This window comes from Jannaschia formosa, assembly GCF_003340555.1.
Classification (GTDB): Bacteria; Pseudomonadota; Alphaproteobacteria; order Rhodobacterales; family Rhodobacteraceae; genus Jannaschia; species Jannaschia formosa.
On record NZ_QPLJ01000077.1, the window covers coordinates 1 to 1,824 of the forward strand.

At 65.4% G+C, this 1,824-nt stretch carries 3 protein-coding genes; 1 reads left to right on the forward strand and 2 read right to left on the reverse strand.

Annotated features, from left to right (window positions below):
- Positions 1-184, forward strand: a 184-nt coding sequence (locus DR046_RS24040; protein WP_209313647.1) for a hypothetical protein, incomplete at its 5' end; no start/stop codon positions are given.
- A gap of 12 nt (positions 185-196) precedes the next feature.
- Here DR046_RS24040 and DR046_RS22810 read toward each other — a convergent pair.
- Both DR046_RS22810 and DR046_RS22815 read right to left on the reverse strand, forming a co-directional pair.
- The gene (locus DR046_RS22810) at positions 197-1,132 is read right to left on the reverse strand and encodes an ornithine cyclodeaminase family protein (protein WP_115384623.1); all 936 of its coding nucleotides are present in this window, start codon (positions 1,130-1,132) and stop codon (positions 197-199) included.
- A 10-nt stretch (positions 1,133-1,142) separates the two neighbouring features.
- The gene (locus DR046_RS22815) at positions 1,143-1,646 is read right to left on the reverse strand and encodes a type III PLP-dependent enzyme domain-containing protein (RefSeq protein WP_245191067.1); all 504 of its coding nucleotides are present in this window, start codon (positions 1,644-1,646) and stop codon (positions 1,143-1,145) included.
- Between the last annotated feature and the right edge of the window lie 178 nt (positions 1,647-1,824).

A 1,824-nucleotide genomic window follows, 5' to 3' on the forward strand; every position in this document is an offset into this window, starting at 1 on the left:
AGAACCTCCGCAAACTGGCCAAGTTGGTGCCCGTGACAGCCCCCGGATGAAAGGGACTGCCAATCGGCTCGCTTTGGACGCTGGTCAGAACGCTTCGATCGCCGACTTTTTCAACAGTATCCGGACAAAGCTGCCATTCATGTCCATGGGCACGTCGGAGCCGCACGCGGCGGCATGGGAGTAGCCAGCCTATACTCTAGCTGAAGGCTACGCCGCTTACTGCGTGCCGGTCGAGGATCGCTTTGGCCATATGCAAGTCTTGCATCGAGATGCACGAGCTGTCGAAGATCGTGATCTCGCTCTCATCCCGGCGGCCTGGCGCGTCGCCAGAAAGAACCACTCCGATGGCGGTCGGGGTTGCCTCAGGACCCGCGTGCTGGAACTCCCCGATGCGCACCGACTGCTCCGGAAGGTCGCAGAAGAGACTGGCGTGTCGAAAGATACCGGCAGGCAGTTCCTGTTTGCCTTGGGAGTCCGATCCCATGGAGGAGATATGCGTTGCCGGCTGGAGCCAGGCTGCCTCGAAGAGAGGTGCGGTGGCGGTCGTCGCTGTGACGATGATATCAGCGGCACGGACCGCGGCTTCCGCTGCCGCGGCCTCCGCCGGCAAGCCTGAGCTGCGCAACTTCTCCACGAAGGCTTCGGTGCGGAAGGGATCTCTGCCGACCACCAGCAGACGGGACAGCTTCCGGATACGCGCGATCGCCTGCGCCTCGAAAGCGGCCTGGTGGCCGGTTCCGAGCAGGGTCAGAACTTCGGCATCCGGGCGCGCGAGAACATCCGTCGCTACCGCATCTGCCGCGGCGGTGCGATAGCAGTTCACCGCCGATCCCTCGACCAGAGCACCGATGCGCCCCGTGGTCTGGTCGATCAGCAGGATGGTCGAGGCGTGCCGTGGCAGTCCGCGTGCATCGTTGGTGGGGAAGTAGGCCCCGACCTTCAGCCCGGCCAATTCTGCACCCGAGGCGGACTTGATGGTGAAGCGGTTCTGCGGGTTGCTGCCGTGGGCGAGCACCACCGGGAAGCTCGCGGCTCCTGGAGCGACGGCGGCGATGAAGGCCTCGCGCACCGCCGCGAAGGCGAGTTCGGGCGTGACGATGGCGGAGGACTCGGCCTCGGTGACCAGGATCATGTCGGTCTCCTTACCAGCCACCGAAGCGGTGCCAGGTCTGCATTGGGCCGCCGTCCTGCGGCAGCACGTTGTAGCGATCATGCTGCGCGGCGGTCGCGCAGGCGTGGTTGGGCAGGATGCGAAGGCGCGTGCCGACGGGCAGGTCCGGCATCGGCCCCTCCGCTCCGGGGCGGAGCGAGACGATACCGTGCTCTTGGTTGGCGCTGCTCACGATGAGGTCCGGCAGGACGCGGCCTTTCTCGTCGCACACGAGGCCATAGCCATGATCCACGTCCTGCGCTGCCGTCCCGCGGTCGCGCGACAGGGCCATCCAGCCCGCGTCGATCATCGTCCAGCCCTTGGCGGGCTGATGCCCGATCACGTTCGTCAGCACGCCGAGCGCGATATCGTCGACTGTGCAGACGTCGATCCCCGCCATCACGAGATCGAAGAACATGTAGACCCCGGCCCGCAGCTCCGTCACGCCAGTCAGGTCGCGCGCGGCGTGGGCGGTCGGCGTCGAACCAACGCTCACGACCGGGCACGGTAGACCTGCATCGCGTAACGACTCCGCTGCGGAGACGGCGGCCTTGTGAGCTACTCCCCAGAAATCGGACAGTGACGGAAGCTGCGATGTGACGTTTGCTGGTCTCCAAGAACGAGGAGATCAGGAATGCGGAAACGCAGGAATCATGACGCGGGCTTCAAGGCGC